At 50.2% G+C, this 17,542-nt stretch carries 18 protein-coding genes; 6 read left to right on the top strand and 12 right to left on the bottom strand.

The genetic code is table 11. The features are described 5' to 3' along the window. The first annotated feature begins 308 nt into the window (after positions 1–308). Together nrdD and nrdG are read left to right on the top strand one after the other, a co-directional pair. Entirely contained in the window at positions 309–2,459 is a 2,151-nt protein-coding gene (nrdD, locus tag LVQ77_RS11420) for an anaerobic ribonucleoside-triphosphate reductase (protein WP_232904470.1), read from the top strand. Between the two features lie 18 nt (positions 2,460–2,477). Further along, positions 2,478–2,942 (top strand): anaerobic ribonucleoside-triphosphate reductase-activating protein, encoded by a 465-nt coding sequence (gene nrdG / locus LVQ77_RS11415; RefSeq protein ID WP_232904469.1) that lies wholly within the window; start codon positions 2,478–2,480, stop codon positions 2,940–2,942. Positions 2,943–2,948: 6 nt separating this feature from the next. Here the strand turns inward: nrdG and LVQ77_RS11410 are convergent, their stop codons facing one another. Both LVQ77_RS11410 and LVQ77_RS11405 read right to left on the bottom strand, forming a co-directional pair. Beyond that, positions 2,949–3,590 (bottom strand): NAD(P)H-binding protein, encoded by a 642-nt coding sequence (locus LVQ77_RS11410; protein WP_232904468.1) that lies wholly within the window; start codon positions 3,588–3,590, stop codon positions 2,949–2,951. An 18-nt stretch (positions 3,591–3,608) separates the two neighbouring features. After that, entirely contained in the window at positions 3,609–4,049 is a 441-nt protein-coding gene (locus tag LVQ77_RS11405; RefSeq protein WP_232904467.1) for a YhbP family protein, read from the bottom strand. A 53-nt stretch (positions 4,050–4,102) separates the two neighbouring features. Here LVQ77_RS11405 and LVQ77_RS11400 point away from each other — a divergent pair, with 53 nt between their 5' ends. Next, positions 4,103–4,426, top strand: a complete 324-nt coding sequence (locus LVQ77_RS11400; RefSeq protein WP_151993001.1) for a GIY-YIG nuclease family protein — start codon at positions 4,103–4,105, stop codon at positions 4,424–4,426. Between the two features lie 84 nt (positions 4,427–4,510). Here the strand turns inward: LVQ77_RS11400 and LVQ77_RS11395 are convergent, their stop codons facing one another. Then, the gene (locus LVQ77_RS11395; RefSeq protein ID WP_232904466.1) at positions 4,511–5,017 is read right to left on the bottom strand and encodes a GNAT family N-acetyltransferase; all 507 of its coding nucleotides are present in this window, start codon (positions 5,015–5,017) and stop codon (positions 4,511–4,513) included. Then, positions 5,011–5,535, bottom strand: a complete 525-nt coding sequence (gene ubiT, locus LVQ77_RS11390) for a ubiquinone anaerobic biosynthesis accessory factor UbiT (protein ID WP_232904465.1) — start codon at positions 5,533–5,535, stop codon at positions 5,011–5,013. Before ubiT ends, LVQ77_RS11395 begins: the two co-directional genes overlap by 7 nt. Positions 5,536–5,805: 270 nt before the next feature. Between ubiT and ubiU the strand changes: the two genes are divergently transcribed. From ubiU to LVQ77_RS11375, 3 genes are all read left to right on the top strand, one after another. Further along, the gene (gene ubiU / locus LVQ77_RS11385; RefSeq protein WP_232904464.1) at positions 5,806–6,801 is read left to right on the top strand and encodes a ubiquinone anaerobic biosynthesis protein UbiU; all 996 of its coding nucleotides are present in this window, start codon (positions 5,806–5,808) and stop codon (positions 6,799–6,801) included. A gap of 8 nt (positions 6,802–6,809) precedes the next feature. Next, positions 6,810–7,694, top strand: a complete 885-nt coding sequence (locus LVQ77_RS11380) for a U32 family peptidase (protein WP_232904463.1) — start codon at positions 6,810–6,812, stop codon at positions 7,692–7,694. A gap of 82 nt (positions 7,695–7,776) precedes the next feature. Beyond that, complete coding sequence (locus tag LVQ77_RS11375) at positions 7,777–8,772, top strand: luciferase-like monooxygenase (RefSeq protein WP_232864698.1); 996 nt, start codon at positions 7,777–7,779, stop codon at positions 8,770–8,772. A 31-nt stretch (positions 8,773–8,803) separates the two neighbouring features. Here the strand turns inward: LVQ77_RS11375 and mtr are convergent, their stop codons facing one another. The 8 genes from mtr to rbfA all read right to left on the bottom strand — a co-directional run bounded on the left by mtr (position 8,804) and on the right by rbfA (position 17,525). Next, positions 8,804–10,048 carry a tryptophan permease gene (gene mtr / locus LVQ77_RS11370; protein WP_232904462.1) on the bottom strand — a complete coding sequence of 415 codons (1,245 nt, stop codon included), beginning with the start codon at positions 10,046–10,048 and terminating at the stop codon, positions 8,804–8,806. 159 nt (positions 10,049–10,207) lie between these two features. Continuing rightward, positions 10,208–12,196: a DEAD/DEAH family ATP-dependent RNA helicase gene (locus LVQ77_RS11365; RefSeq protein ID WP_232904461.1), complete on the bottom strand. Its 1,989-nt coding sequence runs from the start codon at positions 12,194–12,196 to the stop codon at positions 10,208–10,210. Then, a complete protein-coding gene (gene yrbN / locus LVQ77_RS11360; protein ID WP_110510645.1) occupies positions 12,189–12,266 on the bottom strand; it encodes a protein YrbN in 78 nt (25 codons plus the stop codon). Before yrbN ends, LVQ77_RS11365 begins: the two co-directional genes overlap by 8 nt. 110 nt (positions 12,267–12,376) lie before the next feature. Further along, on the bottom strand, positions 12,377–13,261 hold the full coding sequence (nlpI, locus tag LVQ77_RS11355) for a lipoprotein NlpI (protein ID WP_064514048.1): 885 nt from the start codon (positions 13,259–13,261) through the stop codon (positions 12,377–12,379). A gap of 117 nt (positions 13,262–13,378) precedes the next feature. Then, positions 13,379–15,508, bottom strand: coding sequence for a polyribonucleotide nucleotidyltransferase (gene pnp, locus LVQ77_RS11350; protein ID WP_232904460.1), 2,130 nt, complete (start codon positions 15,506–15,508; stop codon positions 13,379–13,381). 245 nt (positions 15,509–15,753) lie between these two features. Beyond that, positions 15,754–16,023, bottom strand: coding sequence for a 30S ribosomal protein S15 (gene rpsO / locus LVQ77_RS11345; protein ID WP_064514052.1), 270 nt, complete (start codon positions 16,021–16,023; stop codon positions 15,754–15,756). A gap of 153 nt (positions 16,024–16,176) precedes the next feature. Continuing rightward, complete coding sequence (gene truB, locus LVQ77_RS11340; RefSeq protein WP_232904459.1) at positions 16,177–17,121, bottom strand: tRNA pseudouridine(55) synthase TruB; 945 nt, start codon at positions 17,119–17,121, stop codon at positions 16,177–16,179. Beyond that, a complete protein-coding gene (rbfA, locus tag LVQ77_RS11335) occupies positions 17,121–17,525 on the bottom strand; it encodes a 30S ribosome-binding factor RbfA (protein WP_034459684.1) in 405 nt (134 codons plus the stop codon). Before rbfA ends, truB begins: the two co-directional genes overlap by 1 nt. Positions 17,526–17,542: the final 17 nt, after the last annotated feature.

Here is a 17,542-nt window from a genome sequence, read left to right as displayed (position 1 = left end):
TCCTCCTTCAAATTTAAAGATTTTCCCTCACCGCCCATCCTTCCTGCTACGCCTGATTTACTTTGTTCTGCATCAATAAAATCGCAAACATCTTTGATGCAAATCACTACATATAGACCTTAAAATGCACCCCGCCCCAACATGTTGTAGTTATCGACTATTATAACAACATGTTCCACAGATGATTCTGGGGATTATCTGTGGATAAACGTAGGCCAGAAAACAGAAAGCCTATGACAGCCCGAGCAATTACAGCCCGTAGGCAATTCTAATCCTTTGTGGATAACATTTTTAAATATGGAGAAACCATGACACCGCATGTGATGAAAAGAGACGGGTGCAAAGTACCTTTCACTTCAGAGCGCATAAAAGAAGCTATTCTTCGTGCAGCTAAAGCAGCGGGAGTCGATGACGCAGACTATTGCGCCACCGTAGCAGATATTGTCCGTGCGCAGATGGAAGGTCGTAACCAGGTTGATATTGGTGAAATCCAGACCGCCGTCGAAAACCAATTAATGGCCGGTGACTACAAGCAACTTGCACGTGCATACATTGAATATCGCCACGACCGCGATATCGAACGTGAGAAGCGTGGCCGCCTGAATCAAGAAATTCGTGGTCTGGTAGAACAAACCAACTCCGCTTTGCTCAATGAAAACGCCAATAAAGACAGCAAAGTTATCCCGACCCAGCGCGACCTGTTAGCCGGTATTGTGGCTAAACACTATGCCTCACAGCACCTGTTACCACGCGATGTGGTTCTGGCGCATGAACGTGGTGATATTCACTATCACGATCTTGATTACTCGCCGTTCTTCCCGATGTTTAACTGCATGCTTATCGATCTGAAAGGCATGCTGACGCACGGCTTTAAAATGGGTAATGCGGAAATTGAGCCGCCAAAATCTATCTCAACAGCAACAGCGGTTACCGCACAAATCATTGCCCAGGTTGCCAGCCACATTTATGGCGGCACCACTATTAACCGTATTGATGAAGTGCTGGCGCCATTTGTTACAGAAAGCTTTGAGAAACACCGCAAAACCGCCGAAGAATGGCAGATCCCGGACGCTAAAGGTTATGCGCTTTCACGCACTGAAAAAGAGTGCTACGACGCTTTCCAGTCGCTGGAATATGAAGTGAACACGCTCCATACCGCTAATGGCCAAACGCCATTCGTGACCTTCGGTTTCGGTCTGGGAACTAGCTGGGAATCACGCCTGATTCAGACCTCTATTCTGCGTAATCGCATCGCGGGTCTGGGTAAAAACCGTAAAACTGCGGTGTTCCCGAAACTGGTTTTCGCCATTAAAGATGGCCTGAACCACAAGGCTGGCGATGCGAACTACGACATCAAACAGCTCGCTCTGGAATGTGCCAGCAAACGCATGTATCCGGACATTCTGAACTACGACCAGGTCGTTAAAGTCACTGGTTCGTTCAAAACGCCAATGGGTTGTCGCAGTTTCCTGGGTGTGTACGAAGAAAACGGTGAGCAGATTCATGATGGTCGTAACAACATCGGCGTTATCAGCCTGAACCTGCCACGTATTGCGCTGGAAGCAAAAGGTGATGAAGCTACCTTCTGGACGCTGCTCGATGAGCGCCTGGAACTGGCTTATAAAGCTCTGATGACGCGTATCGCTCGTCTGGAAGGTGTGAAAGCGCGTGTTGCACCGATCCTATATATGGAAGGGGCTTGCGGTGTGCGTCTGAAAGCAGACGACGACGTTTCTGAGATCTTCAAAAATGGCCGTGCATCGATTTCACTGGGTTACATCGGCATCCACGAAACGGTGAATGCCCTGTTTGGTAACCAGCACGTTTACGACAGCGAAGAATTACGCGCGAAAGCTGTAGCGATTGTGGAACGCCTGCGCCAGGCAACCGACAGCTGGAAAGAAGAGACTGGCTACGGTTTCAGCCTGTACAGCACACCAAGTGAAAACCTGTGTGACCGCTTCTGCCGTCTTGATACCGCTGAGTTTGGCGTGGTTCCAGGCGTGACCGACAAAGGTTACTACACCAACAGCTTCCACCTGGATGTTGAGAAGAAAGTTAACCCGTACGACAAAATCGACTTTGAAGCGCCGTACCCGCCGGTCGCAAACGGTGGTTTCATCTGTTACGGCGAATACCCGAACATCCAGCACAACCTGCAAGCGCTGGAAGACGTCTGGGATTACAGCTACAAGCACGTTCCGTATTACGGCACCAATACACCAATTGATGAGTGCTATGAGTGTGGCTTTACCGGTGAGTTTGAATGCACCAGCAAAGGTTTTACCTGCCCGAAATGTGGCAACCACGATGCCGCTCGTGTATCGGTAACACGCCGTGTTTGTGGTTATCTCGGTAGCCCGGATGCACGTCCGTTTAACGCTGGCAAGCAGGAAGAAGTGAAGCGCCGCGTGAAGCATTTGGGTAACGGGCAGTTAGATTCTTCGCAAAGCAATTAACGTCAGAGCAAAGCGAAAATGAATGTGCATCAATACTATCCGGTAGACATTGTTAACGGGCCGGGAACACGCTGCACGCTGTTCGTTTCCGGCTGCGTACATGAATGCCCAGGCTGCTATAACAAAAGCACCTGGCGGTTAAATTCAGGTATGCCGTTCACCCAGGAAATGGAAGATCGGATCATTAACGATCTGAACGATACACGTATCCGCCGCCAGGGGTTGTCGCTTTCGGGCGGCGATCCGCTTCATCCGCAAAACATCGCGGATGTGCTGAAGCTGGTGCAGCGAGTGCGGGCTGAATGCCCTGGCAAAGACATCTGGATGTGGACAGGTTACACACTTGATGAATTAACCGAAGCTCAGCGCGAAGTAGTTGATTTAATTAACGTGCTAATCGATGGCAAGTTCGTTCAGGATTTGAAAGATCCAGCGCTGGTCTGGCGTGGCAGCAGCAACCAGGTCGTACATCATTTGCGATAAAGCCCCTTATGGGGCTTTTGCTATTTCACGTAACTGACTTGAGTCCAGAATATTCACACCCTCGCCTGCAGGTTTAAGCGCCTCATGCAGCATTGCTTTCGCCACATCCCTTGCTTCAATGGACTTCCACTTCCCAGGCATGATTTTGAACAAAGGTGCAAACAGCGACTCATTTAAACGCTGTGATTCCCGATGGCCGAGCAGCATGGATGGACGAGCAATCGTCAGACGCGGCCACTGTTGCGCTATCAATGCCTCCTCCATCTCCCCTTTTACCCGGTTATAAAAGAATGGCGATTTGCTATTCGCGCCAATGGCGCTAACCACCAGCATCTGCTTAGCTCCCAGACGCAGCCCGGTGATTGCGGTATCCACCACCAGCGTGTAATCCGCCAACACAAAAGCTTCTTTGCTGCCTGCTTCTTTCATCGTGGTACCGAGGCAGCAAAAGACTGTATCAATCGACTCGCTTAATTGTGTAAGTGCATCACTCAACTGAGGATCATAGGGATTGGTGACTTTATTCATTGCAGGCAAGGGGCGCCGTGTCGCAGCAACGATATGACTGATTTGTGGCTCATCAATCAACATTCGCAATAAGTGCCCGCCAATCAGGCCTGTAGCTCCTGTTATCAAAACCCGGTTCATAAGATCTCCTGTAGCTTATTAACCAAGTTTAGTGTCATCTCGCAGCCAGTGGAGCTTTTTACCAAAACCGAGCGTGTTGTCGGTCATTTTTATTTCATCAAGGCGAATTTCCCACACTGGCGCCTTCATCACTCGCGCTACTGGGAAGCGCTTGCAGTAACGAGCACGAAGGCTGTCGGCTTCTTGCTCTGCAACCAGCGTGATTTCACCGCGAAACTGTACGCCACGAATTAACGCCACGGTTTTGGGCTGCCCATTAACCGTTCCGGCTACATTGGCGTGGTTTCCAATCAACTCTCCGTGACGAGTGTGACTTTCGCTTAACAGGTAGAAAGCGACGCGTTGTTCATCAAATAAGTAGAACGCATTTGCGCACCATAAATCACCATTGGTGCCTGCGCAGTAAGTCAGTACATGCTGTTTGTTCAGCCAACGACTAATGGCATTGAGAGTTTCCATGTGCAACCTGAAGAGTGATATTCTGCGGAAAACATCAATTATGCGCCCGACCTATGTCCCCCTGGTATCTCTATTTAGTCCGCACCCTCGATAACCGTTTATATACGGGCATTACTACCGATGTGGAGCGCCGTTTCTCTCAGCATCAAGCAGGTAAAGGTGCGAAAGCATTGCGGGGGAAAGGTGAGTTAACATTGGCCTTTAGCCATCTGGTGGGAGATCGCTCAAGCGCGTTGCGCCTGGAGTATCGCATCAAGCAGCTAACTAAAGCGCAGAAAGAGATGTTGGTGGCCGGGATTTTGCCTTTTGAAGACCTGTTGGCAGGCATCTTAACTCAATCCCCAATAGATTTCGTATCGCAGCAAGGCGGCAAGTGAGTAAATCCCCAGGAGCTTACTCAAGTAAGTGACTGGGGTGCATGAACGCAGCCAACACCGCTGTGATACGAAAGATGAAGGGGATTAAAACTCCCGGTTGAAATGCTCGTGATAGTCCACTAAACCACTCACGCCATTGAGCGCATCATCGGCCAGTGGATGAATCAGAAAATAGGCTTCGGTATCAGGCCAGGCACAACGTAAACCGTGTTGAGCTGCCGGAACAAAACCAAAGCGGCTATACAGCGCGGGTTCGCCCAATGTCACAACGGCGGCATAACCAAATTCATTGAGTGAATCGAGTCCTTCGTAAACCAGTTTTTTCGCCAGCCCCTGGCCGCGATAAGTTTCGTCTACAGCCAGTGGTGCCAGACCAACCCACTGTAGTTCTTCACCTTCAACTGCAACCGGACTGAATGCGGCATAACCAACGACCTGACCTTCGTCATCCGTGGCAACAACACCCAGTGTTAACAGACCATCTTCTCGTAAATCCTTTACCAAATCTGCTTCACCATTACCATTAAAGGAGCGGCGAAGTAATGCGTCGATGCCTGGAGCATCAATAGGTATTTCTACACGAATTAGCATGGCTCACCTACCGAGTTACTTTCTGGAGCAGGTTTATGCTTCATCCCCGCTTCGACAAAATCAGCCAGTTGCAGCAGCAGCATGCGTAGTGGTTTTGGCATCGCATCCAGCTCAATGGCATCCATTAAATTTTTGACGTACAGACCCAGCTCAGTGTCACCTTCAATCATCAGGCGGCGTTGGAAAAACAGGGTATCGGGATCTTGTTTACGTGCAGCGATCATCAACAAATCGTTGGCTGTCGCACTGAAACTCACATCAGCCGGAGCATCTTCACGCACAACCAGTTTATTATCTTGTACCGAAGTAAACCATTTTAGACCGAGATCGCGTACTTCAATACTTAACCAGCGTCCCTCAAGAAATTCGAGTTCACCTTCTTCCATTGCCTGACGGAACTGCCAGCCAAGAACCTGTTCAAGCACCTGGCGCTTTAGAGCAAAGGGCGTCAGTTTAACCGGTGTTCTTAACAGTGACGGGCCAAGATGGATCAGGCGTGAACGCAATTTATCCAACACAAGCTTTACTCCTTGAGAAATTTAACCACCATTTTGCCACACCAGCCATTCTCCGTAGCGGTGTAAATCAACAAGTTTGCGGGTTATCAATACCATCATATTGATTTCATCAATACCATCATATTGATTTCATCAATACGCCATTAGCTGCCTTAAATCAAAATTTGTCGTGGACGGGTTAACTAAAATCCCAGTTCGTTAACAATTTTGCTGTCCGACACTGGGCCGCATGGGTTTCCTTTAAGGTTACCCAATGATTCAGGATAAATTATGGAGTTGCTTTGCCCAGCTGGAAACTTACCGGCGTTGAAAGCGGCCATCGATAATGGTGCCGATGCGGTTTACATTGGTCTTAAAGATGACACCAACGCCCGCCATTTTGCTGGACTAAATTTCACGGAGAAGAAACTGCAAGAAGCGGTGAGTTACGTGCATCAACATGGCCGTAAACTGCACATCGCTATCAATACGTTTGCGCATCCGGACGGCTACGTGCGTTGGCAACGTGCAGTCGATATGGCAGCGCAACTCGGAGCCGACGCTTTAATTCTGGCCGACCTCGCCATGCTTGAATATGCGGCTGAACGTTACCCACATATTGAGCGCCACGTATCGGTACAAGCCTCCGCCACCAATGAAGAAGCTGTCCGCTTTTATCATCGCAACTTCGACGTTGCACGCATTGTTCTCCCACGCGTGTTATCCATTCATCAGGTAAAACAGTTGGCTCGGGTCACTCCGGTTCCGCTGGAAGTGTTTGCTTTCGGTAGCCTGTGCATTATGGCTGAAGGGCGTTGTTATCTTTCTTCGTATCTGACCGGTGAATCACCGAATACCGTTGGCGCGTGCTCGCCTGCGCGGTTTGTTCGCTGGCAGCAAACGCCACAGGGCCTCGAATCACGCCTCAACGATGTGCTGATCGACCGCTATCAGGACGGCGAAAACGCCGGTTATCCAACGCTGTGCAAAGGTCGCTATCTGGTTGACGATCAGAAATATCACGCTCTTGAAGAGCCAACCAGCCTGAACACACTTGAACTGCTGCCTGAATTATTAGCCGCAAATATTGCGTCGGTGAAAATCGAAGGCCGCCAGCGTAGCCCGGCCTATGTCAGCCAGGTGGCGAAAGTCTGGCGCCAGGCAATCGATCTGTGTATGGCTGATCCGGAAAACTACCGTGCGAAACCTGCGTGGATGGAAGATCTGGGAGCGATGGCCGAAGGCACGCAAACCACTCTCGGTGCCTATCACCGTAAATGGCAGTAGGGATGACCATGAAATATTCATTAGGGCCGGTTCTGTACTACTGGCCAAAAGAGACCCTGGAAAAATTTTACCAGGCTGCGGCAAGCAGCAGTGCCGAAACGATTTATCTTGGCGAGTCAGTGTGTAGCAAGCGCCGCGCAACCAAAACCGGTGACTGGCTGGATATGGCGAAGAGCCTCGCGGGCCAGGGCAAACAAGTGGTGCTTTCCACGCTCGCGCTGGTTCAGGCACCGTCTGAATTAAACGAGCTCAAACGCTACGTCGAGAATGGTGATTTCCTGATTGAAGCCAATGACCTTGGTGCTGTGAATATGGCGGCAGAACGCAAACTACCCTTTGTCGCAGGCCACGCGCTTAACTGCTATAACGCGGTTACGCTACGCTTGCTGTACAAACAAGGCATGATTCGCTGGTGTATGCCTGTTGAGCTATCTCGCGACTGGCTGGCAAACATGCTGACTCAGTGTGATGAGCTAGGTATCCGCAATAAGTTTGAAGTCGAAGTACTGAGCTACGGCCACTTGCCTTTGGCTTATTCCGCACGCTGTTTCACCGCGCGTTCCGAAGACAAGCCAAAAGATGAATGTGAAACCTGCTGCATTAAATATCCTGTCGGCCGCAACATGTTGTCTCAGGAAAACCAGCAAGTATTTGTGCTTAATGGCATTCAGACCATGAGCGGCTATGTTTACAACCTCGGAAATGAACTGGCGTCGATGGAAGGCTTAGTCGATATGGTGCGTTTATCACCGATGGGTATGGAAACACTTCGCGTTCTGGAAGCCTTCCGCAAAAATGAAAATGGCAATGCGCCGTTATCTCTGGCACAGCAAACCGATTGTAATGGTTACTGGCGACGTGTCGCTGGCTTAGAACTGGTTACTCAGAGCTGAGAAAAGGCTCACTTTGTTACTTAATTGTTGATGATTTTGCGTAATACTGAAAAGTAATCAGCAGAAAACAAAGTGAGCCGTTATGACTTCAGTCCCGTTCTCTCTACTCGATTTAGCCCCGATTCCACTAGGCTCTCAGCCTCGTGATGCATTCCATCGTTCTTTAGATTTAGCTCGCCTGGCCGAAAAACGTGGTTACCACCGCTATTGGCTGGCTGAACACCACAATATGACCGGCATCGCGAGTGCTGCAACCTCCGTGCTTATTGGCTATCTGGCGGCGAATACCGAGACTTTGCGCCTGGGCTCTGGTGGCGTAATGTTACCAAACCATTCACCGCTAGTGATTGCAGAACAGTTTGGTACGCTGGAAACACTTTATCCCGGACGTATTGATTTGGGATTAGGCCGCGCGCCGGGAAGCGACCAGCGCACTATGATGGCGTTGCGCCGCCATATGAGTGGTGATATCGACAACTTCCCACGCGATGTCAGCGAACTGGTGTCATGGTTTGATGCTACTGACCCAAACCCGGCAGTGCGCCCGGTTCCTGGCTACAACACTAAAATCCCTGTCTGGCTTCTGGGATCAAGCTTGTATAGCGCCCAACTGGCGGCCCAACTTGGGCTGCCGTTTGCTTTTGCTTCACACTTTGCACCCGATATGTTGTTCCAGGCGCTGCAACTTTATCGTGCCCAGTTCAAACCTTCTGCACGCCTGGAAAAACCGTATGCAATGGTATGCATCAATATTATTGCCGCTGACAGCAACCGCGATGCCGAATTCCTGTTTACCTCGATGCAGCAAGCTTTCGCTAAATTGCGTCGTGGCGAAACGGGCCAGTTACCACCGCCGATTGAAAACATGGATAACTTCTGGAGCCCGGCTGAGAAATATGGCGTGCAGCAGGCATTGAGCATGTCTCTGGTGGGAGATATTGCAAAAGTCCGCCACGGTCTGATCTCATTGCTGCGTGAAACGCAGGCTGATGAAATTATGGTTAATGGCCAGATTTTTGATACCCAAGCTCGCCTGCATTCCTTTGATCTGGCGATGGATGTGTACGAGAGCTTGTAAAGTTTTCGCCCCTCGGTCGAGGGGCGAATTTTTAGTGATAAACCGGCAGTAAATCGAAGCTTGAAAGGATATGGATGGTGGCGTTAGTCACACCAAAGATAAGAATCAGCACAATCATTTTATTCCCGCCCCACACCCGGTAAATTGGACTACCGAATTTCTTGCGAGAAGCTTTTGCCAGAAGAGCAGGAACAATTGCCGCCCAGATAGTCGCCGCCAGCCCCGCACATCCAATCGCGTAGATAAATCCGTCAGGCCAGATAACACCCCCTAACATTGGCGGGATGAAAGTCACTAACGCGGTTTTCAAGCGACCAACTGGTGAGTCATCAAATTTAAACAGATCGGCCAGATAATCGAATAAGCCCAGGGTCACGCCCAAAAAGGAACTCGCAACGGCGAAATTAGAGAACACGATCAGCAGCAACTCCAACGCACGGCTATTCAACACACCGCTCAACGCGCCTACCAGCACATCAATATTTCCGCCTTTGTCGGCAATGGCAATAAAATCACTGCGCGGAATATTTCCCATACTGCCCACCAACCAAATGATGTACAGCACTAACGCCATTAACGTCCCCCAGACAAGGCAACGCTTAATGGTCTGTGGATCTTTGCCGTAATACTTCATCAGGCTCGGCACATTACCGTGGTAGCCAAACGATGCCAGACAGAAAGGTAGCGTCATGAATAAATACGGCAGATAACTTGGATTAATCGCTTTGCTATCCAGAAGCGTTGCAGGTTCGACATGCCACATCAGGCCGCCAAACGTCATAAAGAAAGTCAGAATTTTTGCGCCAAGAACTATCGTCGTCATGCGGCTTACTGCACGGGTGCTGAGCCAAACAATAAAAGCGACGATAAAGGCAAAAATTAACCCGGCAAATCGCGCAGGGAAATCGACAGACATTTTACCGAGCGTGTGGTGAATCACCGAACCGCTTGCCGAAATGTAGGCGTAGGTCAGGATGTACAGAACAAATGCAATGGAAAGGCCGTTAATCAGGTTCCAGCCTTTGCCAAGCAAATCTTTGGTCACGGTGTCAAAACTTGAGCCTACGCGGTAGTTGAGGTTTGCTTCCAGAATCATCAATCCGGAGTGCAGCATACAAAACCAGGTCACTAATAACGCTGCAATAGACCAGAAGAACCACGCCCCAGACATCACCACCGGCAGAGAGAACATTCCTGCGCCAATAATAGTGCCGCCAATAATCATTACCCCACCGAAAATAGACGGCGAAGCGTGGGTGGTTTCTAAAGTTGCCATACGAATTCCTGAGACAATGAACGACTGTCGAAGCGACAGGTTTACTGCGCTACATTGTACCAGTACATGAGTACAATTTGGATAAAAAAAATCCCGGTTGCATTAACCAGGATTTTTATCACTGCCTGCTGATTAACAGCAGGCATAAACTTCTGTCAATTAAGCTTCAGTTGTACGACGACGAGTTGGAGCTGCGCCATCTTCACGACGTGGGCCACGACCGCCTTCACGACGTTCGCCGCTGAAGCTACGTGGTGCACCAGCACCTGCAGGGCCATCACGACGTGGACCGCGACCGCCTTCACGACGCTCACCACCACCACCGAAGCTACGGCCAGCGCCTGCACCAGCACCGCCGCCACGACGTTCGCCGCCACGGTCAGTACGAGGTTGTGCATCACCCATCAACTGCATATTCATTGGTTTGTTCAGAATACGAGTACGGGTAAAGTGCTGCAGGATTTCGCCCGGCATGCCTTTTGGCAGTTCGATAGTAGAGTGAGTTCCGAACAGCTTGATGTTACCGATGTAACGGCTGCTGATATCACCTTCGTTAGCGATAGCGCCAACGATATGACGAACTTCAACACCATCATCACGGCCAACTTCAATGCGGTACAGTTCCATATCGCCAACATCACGACGTTCGCGACGTGGTGCATCGCCATCACGCTGTGGACGATCTGAACGCTCTGGACGGTCACCGCGTGGTGCACGATCCGGACGATCGCCACGTGGAGCACGGTCTGAACGTTCGAAACGCTCATCACGCTCACGGAATTCACGCTTAGGACGCATTGGTGCATCTGGTGGCAGGATCAGAGGACGTTCGCCCTGTGCCATTTTCAGCAGTGCTGCAGCCAGTGTTTCCATATCCAGCTCTTCATCAGCCACAGGCTGAATTTTTGCCAGCAGGCCACGGTACAGATCCAGATCGCTGCTTTCCAGTTGCTGCTGAACTTTAGCTGCGAACTTAGCCAGACGGCGCTCGCTCAGCAGATCACGGTTTGGCAGTTCAACTTCAGGAATAGTCAGCTTCATGGTACGTTCGATGTTACGCAGCAGACGGCGCTCGCGGTTCTCAACGAACAGCAGAGCACGGCCAGCACGACCCGCACGACCGGTACGACCGATACGGTGAACGTAAGACTCGGAGTCCATCGGGATGTCGTAGTTAACAACCAGGCTGATACGCTCAACGTCCAGGCCACGAGCCGCAACGTCGGTTGCAATCAGGATATCCAGACGACCGTCTTTCAGACGTTCCAGAGTTTGCTCACGCAGCGCCTGGTTCATGTCACCGTTCAGTGCAGCACTGTTGTAGCCGCTCTGTTCCAGCGCTTCTGCCACTTCCAGAGTTGCGTTTTTGGTACGTACGAAAATGATCGCCGCATCAAAATCTTCAGACTCAAGGAAACGAACCAATGCTTCGTTCTTACGCATACCGTGCACAGTCCAGTAGCTCTGGCTGATGTCCGGGCGAGTAGTAACGCTAGATTGAATGCGAACTTCCTGCGGATCTTTCATGAAACGACGGGTAATACGACGAATCGCTTCTGGCATAGTTGCAGAGAACAGAGCGGTCTGATGACCTTCTGGGATCTGAGCCATGATGGTTTCAACGTCTTCGATGAAGCCCATACGCAACATTTCATCAGCTTCATCCAGTACCAGACCTTTCAGGCTGGACAGGTTCAGCGTACCGCGTTTTAAGTGGTCAAGCAGACGACCTGGGGTACCAACAACAATTTGTGGTCCCTGACGCAGGGCGCGCAGCTGCACGTCATAACGCTGGCCACCGTAAAGGGCTACAACGTTTACGCCGTGCATATGTTTAGAGAAATCCGTCATGGCTTCAGCAACCTGAACCGCCAGTTCGCGGGTCGGTGCCAGCACCAGGATTTGTGGTGCTTTCAGCTCTGGATCAAGGTTGTGCAGCAGCGGTAAAGAGAACGCTGCAGTTTTGCCGCTACCCGTCTGGGCCATACCCAGTACATCGCGGCCAGCCAGCAGCTGTGGGATACACTCTGCCTGGATTGGAGATGGTTTTTCGTAACCCAGATCGTTCAGGGCTTTAAGGATGGAGTCGTTAAGACCCAGATCAGAAAAAGTAGTTTCGATAGTAGTAGTCTCGATGATGTCAGTCATGTAGTACACGTGCCTCGTAGATGGCGGCCAGTCTACATAACTCATCGTGAAATTGACCTGCAATTTTCATTGAAAAGTGTGAACCGGCTCAAATTTGGTTGATTAACGAACAAAAACGCCCTCACCCGTTAAGGTGATGACTTTAATAAAAAAGTTTATGGGCTGATCGATGTTCGTCAGCTATTGCTGGTCCGATTCTGCCAGGTCATCTTGCTCCTGGCCCAAGAGCGCTAATTCCAACAATGCATAACGATGCTCAACGTAGTTGTGTACGTTGTTAGCGACCGCTAACTTGAACAGTGCCGTGGCGCTGTCCTTTTCCCCCAGACTTAGGTAGTACTTACCTAAATAGAAGTTGGTTTCACTGAGATGCTCAGCGAGCGAGGTGTTATCCGTTGCGTCCGCCTCGAGGCGTTCCATTAACGTTTTTTCGTTAATGTTCCCCAGGTAGAACTCGACAATGTTCCATCCCCATTGCTCTTTGTCCGATTTATCGAGGCGCTGTTGTAACGCCACTTTAGCCTGCTTTGCATCTAAATTGCTTTCAGCAATGTAGAGCCACAGACTACGGAAAGGATCATTGGGATCGTCTTGATAAAACGCTAGCAGATCATCTTGCGCTAAACGATAACGACCACCGTAGTAGAGGGCGATACCGCGATTTAAATGCGCATAGTTGTAAGTTGGATCAAGCTCAAGTACAGAATCAAACGCTTCATAGGCAGCATCAAAATTGCCTGCCTGCGTTAAATATATACCTAAGTAATTGAATACTTCAGGCATATCGGGGCGGATTGCCAACGCTTGTGAAAAATCATTTCGCGCCAGAGCCCGCAAGCCGAGGCTATCATACAACACTCCGCGCTCATATAAAAGCTGCGCGCGCTCATCATCGGTTAAAGCCCGGCTGGCAAGTATCTGTTCCATGCGTGCAAGAATGACTTCTTGCTGCAAAGTCGGCTGCAATGGCACCGCCAGGACTTCACGTTCACGCCAGGAGGAGTTGCTGCATCCTGCCAGCGCGAGAGCTGTCGCAACGAAACACCAGCGCAAAAAAGGCTTCATTTCCCACTCCCGAAGACAACATATGGATGACGTCCTGTCCGCCGGCTCTAAAACGAGACTCCCTGCCCCGTAATAAATAGCTCTCCATGTCGCCATGGAGAGCTTAATCGGTATAGCTTACTCAGCTTCTGGTGCAGCTGGTGCTGCGTTTTCCACTGGAGACTGCTCAGTTGCTTCTTTGATGCTCAGACGAACACGGCCCTGGCGGTCAACTTCCAGTACTTTAACTGGAACTTCTTGACCCATCTGCAGGTAGTCAGTCACTTTCTCTACGCGCTTGTCAGCGATTTGAGAAATGTGCACCAGACCTTCTTTGCCGCCGCCGATAGCAACGAATGCACCGAAATCTACGATACGAGTAACTTTACCCTGGTAGATACGGCCGACTTCGATTTCAGCAGTGATCTCTTCGATACGACGAATAGCAAACTTCGCTTTCTCGCCATCGGTCGCCGCAATTTTCACGGTGCCGTCATCTTCGATTTCGATAGTTGTACCGGTTTCTTCGGTCAGCGCACGAATCACAGAACCACCCTTACCGATCACGTCTTTGATCTTATCTGGGTTGATTTTGATTGTGTGAATACGTGGAGCGAACTGAGAGATATCGCCACGCGGAGCGTTGATAGCCTGTTCCATCACGCCAAGGATATGCAGACGCGCACCTTTAGCCTGGTTCAGAGCCACCTGCATGATTTCGCGGGTGATACCTTCGATTTTGATATCCATCTGCAGTGCAGAGATACCTTCACGGCTACCAGCAACTTTAAAGTCCATGTCGCCCAGGTGATCTTCGTCACCAAGGATGTCAGACAGAACAACAAAGTTCTCGCCTTCTTTAACCAGACCCATCGCAATACCGGCTACAGCGGCTTTGATTGGCACGCCTGCATCCATCAGTGCCAGAGAAGCACCACATACGGAAGCCATGGAAGAAGAACCGTTAGATTCAGTGATTTCAGACACTACACGTACGGTGTACGGGAAGCGGTCAGCTTCTGGCATAACAGCCAGTACGCCACGCTTAGCCAGACGACCATGACCAATCTCACGACGCTTAGGAGAACCGACCATGCCGGTTTCGCCTACGGAGTACGGAGGGAAGTTGTAGTGGAACAGGAAGTTGTCGGTACGTTCGCCCATCAACTCATCCAGGTTCTGTGCGTCACGTGCGGTACCCAGAGTTGCTGTAACCAGCGCCTGAGTTTCACCACGGGTGAACAGTGCAGAACCGTGAGTACGTGGCAGAACGCCAGTACGCACATCCAGACCACGGATCATGTCTTTTTCGCGACCATCGATACGCAGTTCACCAGCCAAAATACGGCTACGAACAACATTTTTCTCGATAGCATGCAGGATGTCGCTGATTTCGCCAGCATCAATTGAATCGTCTTCAGCTGACAGTGCAGCGATAACGTCAGATTTGATGATGTCGACTTGTGCGTAACGCTCTTGCTTATCAGTAATACGGTAAGCATCGCTCAGACGGGATTCAGCAAGTGCAGCAACGCGCGCATTCAGCGCTTCGTTAGCGGCTTCTGGCTGCCAGTCCCAACGTGGTTTGCCAGCTTCAGCAACCAGAGAGTTGATGTTCTGAATAACAACTTGCTGTTGTTCGTGGCCAAATACTACCGCGCCCAGCATCTGGTCTTCGCTCAGCAGTTCAGCTTCGGATTCAACCATCAGCACAGCACCTTCGGTACCGGCAACAACCAGATCCAGCTTGCTGGTTTTCAGTTCGTCAGCAGTTGGGTTCAGAACATACTGGTCATTGATATAACCAACACGTGCAGAGCCAATTGGGCCGTTGAATGGAATACCAGACAGGCTCAGAGCGGCAGAAGCACCGATCATTGCAACGATGTCTGGGTGAACTTGTGGGTTCACGGAAACAACGGTCGCGATAACCTGAACTTCGTTCACGAAACCTTCCGGGAACAGCGGACGCACTGGACGGTCAATCAGACGCGCGATCAGTGTTTCGCCTTCGCTTGGACGGCCTTCACGACGGAAGAAGCTACCTGGGATGCGACCAGCAGCGTAAGTACGCTCCTGATAGTTAACAGTCAGAGGGAAGAAGTCCTGGCCTGCTTTCGCTTTTTTCTGACCGACTACGGTCACGAATACAGCGGTGTCGTCCATGCTTACCATTACTGCTGCGGTAGCCTGGCGAGCCATCATACCGGTCTCTATTGTGACCGTATGCTGACCGTATTGAAATTTACGGACAATCGGAGTTAGCAAAATAATATCCTTAATAATCTTTGGTAGCAGGTGATTGCACTTGCTCCGTTTAACCCGATCTCTATCGCATCCTCGCGACTAATGACAACCCTAACCCGCCTATGCGGATAAAGCCTCTCATTAGCCGCGCGAACCTCTGCAACAAAGATCACACACTGCAACAATACATTAGTTTCCATAGAATTGCTGCCATCTGGTTGAAAAAAGGGGCCTTAAAAGGCCCCTTTTTCTGAAACTCGCAAGACTTAGCGACGCAGACCCAGACGCTCGATCAGGCTGGTGTAACGTGCTACATCTTTACGCTTCAGGTAGTCGAGCAGTTTACGACGCTGAGAAACCATACGCAGCAGACCACGACGGCTGTGGTGATCTTTTTTGTGCTCAGAGAAGTGACCCTGCAGGTGGTTGATCTGAGCAGTCAGCAGTGCAACCTGAACTTCGGTAGAACCGCTGTCGTTAGAACCACGACCGAACTCGGAAACGATTTTTGCTTTAGCTTCAACGCTTAGAGACATTTTAAACTCCAAAATTATAGATAAAAAGATAGAGTGCCGATCTCTAATTCAGCAACCCCAGTGCACTTTCACAACAATGTTAAACAAAGGTATGAAAGTTAAGCCGCGCCATTTTACCTGTAGCCACCTCTTATCGCAAGGCAACTCCAGGTGTCAGAGCGGATACTCAACAACCAGACGACGAGGCGCTACGCGTCCATCATCATCAATTTCAGCCATGCCGATAAATTTGCCTTCATCACCTTCGGTGACGCGGACTAGCCCTTCTGCCGGGCTACCCGCCACTTGCACTGGCTGCCCATTCTTGAAGTAACCCGCAACAGCAGGTAATAAATTCACGATTGGGAAGTCTGAAGCCGGACTGTCCATTGGCATCAATAATGGATCTAACAGCACCGATGGCTCAATTTCTTCCGCTTGTGCTTGCTCAAGCAATGCATGCAATTGCTCAAGTGTCACCATGCGTTCAACAGGATACTTGCTCACCGCAAGACGGCGCAGGAAAGTCACATGAGCACCACAACCGAGTTTTTCACCTAAATCATCAGTGATAGTTCGGATGTATGTTCCCTTAGAACAGTGAATTTCCAACTCAAGTTCATTGCCTTCATGGCGAATAAACAGAAGTTCGTAAACCGTGATAGACCGCGCTTCACGCGGCACTTCGATACCCTGGCGCGCATACTCATAAAGTGGCTTGCCTTGATATTTCAGTGCGGAGTACATCGATGGAACTTGCTGCGTTTCACCACGAAAACTCTCTAACGCTGCCACCAACTCTTGCTCGGTAAAGGTTACCGGACGCTCCTGAACGATTGTGCCATCAGCATCAGAAGTATCAGTGCGCTGCCCAAGGCGGGCAATAACACGGTAACGCTTATCGGAGTCGAGCAGATAACGCGAGAACTTTGTCGCTTCACCGAGGCAAATCGGCAGCATGCCAGTTGCAAGTGGGTCAAGCGCTCCAGTATGGCCGGCACGGTTAGCGTTATAAATACGCTTCACTTTCTGCAATGCATCGTTCGAAGATAAACCCTGAGGTTTATCTAACAACAGTACTCCGTGGATATCACGACCACGACGACGAGGACGACTCATTAATCCTCCTTGCTGTCATCCGTATCGTTTACACGGCGCTCATCATCGTTTCTGATGACGTTAGATACCAGATTCGACATGCGCATACCTTCAACCAACGAGTTATCGTAGAAGAAAGTCAGTTCAGGTACGATACGCAGGCGCATTGCTTTGCCCAGCAAAGAACGAATGTAGCCAGAAGCATCCTGTAAAACCTTGATGCCTTCTTTCACTGCTTGTTCGTCTTTATCGTTCAGGAAGGTTACAAACACTTTGGCATAAGCCAGATCGCGTGACACTTCGACACCAGAAACGGTGGTCATCATGCCCAGACGCGGGTCTTTAATTTCGCGCTGCAGGATGATTGCGATCTCTTTCTGCAATTCCTGGGAAACACGCTGTGGGCGACCAAATTCTTTCGCCATAATAAATTCTCCATAAA

Source organism: Buttiauxella cochleicola (assembly GCF_021282435.1).
GTDB lineage: Bacteria > Pseudomonadota > Gammaproteobacteria > Enterobacterales > Enterobacteriaceae > Buttiauxella > Buttiauxella massiliensis.
This window is presented reverse-complemented; position numbering and strand designations above follow the sequence as displayed.